General features: G+C 40.6%; 1 protein-coding gene. It reads left to right on the forward strand.

What is annotated here, in order from left to right; translation table 11 throughout:
- Positions 1 to 150: 150 nt before the first annotated feature.
- Positions 151 to 1,536: a group II intron reverse transcriptase/maturase gene (gene ltrA, locus J2S13_RS16795; protein WP_370874060.1), complete on the forward strand. Its 1,386-nt coding sequence runs from the start codon at positions 151 to 153 to the stop codon at positions 1,534 to 1,536.
- Positions 1,537 to 1,588: the final 52 nt, after the last annotated feature.

Below are 1,588 nucleotides of genomic sequence, written 5' to 3' on the forward strand. Positions count from 1 at the left end.
AGTGCAAGTTAAATGATAATGAGCCAGTGCAATTCTCATGGTGACATGAAGATGAATCGTAAGAAGTCAGCAGAGGTCATAGTAACGTTCGCTGGCAGGACGTGAAGGACTGAACAATGATAATTTTGAGGAAACAGGGAGGTGCGGAAATTGCGACAACTGCAGAAAACAGAACAATCTGGCTACCGTCAGAGAGATAATGTGGAACATGAAGGGTATGACGGAGTGCATAGTAATTTTCATGGTGAACTGAACAATCAAAATGGTGTAAATCTGTTTGAGAAGATTCTATCAAGGAATAATCTCAATCTAGCCTACCTCCAAGTTGTCAGAAATAAGGGGGCTGCAGGCATAGATGGTATGACCTATGACCAGCTACTCCCTCACTTGAAGGAGCACAAGGAAGAATTACTAATGAAATTACGCAACGGAATCTACCGCCCGCAACCCGTATTGCGGGTTGAAATTCCAAAACCCGATGGGGGTGTAAGAAAGTTAGGGATTCCAACTGTCATCGACCGGATGATTCAGCAAGCAATCAATCAAGTTTTACAACCTATTTTTGACCCTGCGTTCTCCGATAATAGCTTTGGGTTTCGTCCAAAGCGTAGTGCGCATCACGCTATCATACGAGCAAAATCGTACTACGAACAAGGGTATAAATACGTTGTGGATATAGATATGAAAGCTTATTTTGACACAGTAAATCATGATAAACTCATGTACTATATTGAGAAAAAGATCCAAGATAAGCGTGTTTTACGTCTTATTCGGCAATATCTCAAGAGTGGGATTATGATAAACGGTTTATTTCAAGCATCCGAGGAAGGAACTCCACAGGGAGGAAATTTATCGCCGTTATTGAGTAACATTTATTTGAATGAATTCGATAAACTTCTCACAACCCGTGGACACAAATTCGTCCGTTATGCCGATGACTGCAATATTTACGTCAAAAGCAAAAGAGCTGGTTATCGAGTAATGGAGAGTTCAATCAATTTCCTCGAAGGAGAATTGAAATTAACGGTGAATCGTGAGAAAAGTGCAGTGGGCAGTCCATTGAAACGAAAGTTTCTTGGTTTCTGCTTACTGCCAACTAAAAACGGTGTCAAAATTCGACCACATCAAAAGGCTAAGTCCACTGTTAAGCAGAAATTAAAGAAAATAACAAAGCGGAACAGAGGGAAAAGCATTGAAGTCCTCTTCGTGCAAATCAAACAGCTAATGACAGGGTGGTTAAACTATTATGGCATTGGGGAAATGAAGAGCTTCATGAAAGAAATAAATGGTTGGCTGAAACGACGAATCAGACAATATATTTGGAAACAGTGGAAAAAGCCACGAACCAGATATAGAAACCTTATTCGACTAGGTATCGAAGAGCAAAAAGCCTATGAATGGTCAAATACTCGAAAGGGTTACTGGAGAATTTCATCCAGTTACATCCTTCATAGGTCTTTAACAGATGAAAAACTGGCACTTCTCGGATATATGAATATATCCGAAAAGTACCAGTCTATACACTCAAATTATTGAACCGCCGTATACGGAACCGTACGTACGGTGGTGTGAGAGGGTCGAACGAATC

The organism is Oikeobacillus pervagus (genome assembly GCF_030813365.1).
Taxonomy (GTDB): domain Bacteria; phylum Bacillota; class Bacilli; order Bacillales; family DSM-23947; genus Oikeobacillus; species Oikeobacillus pervagus.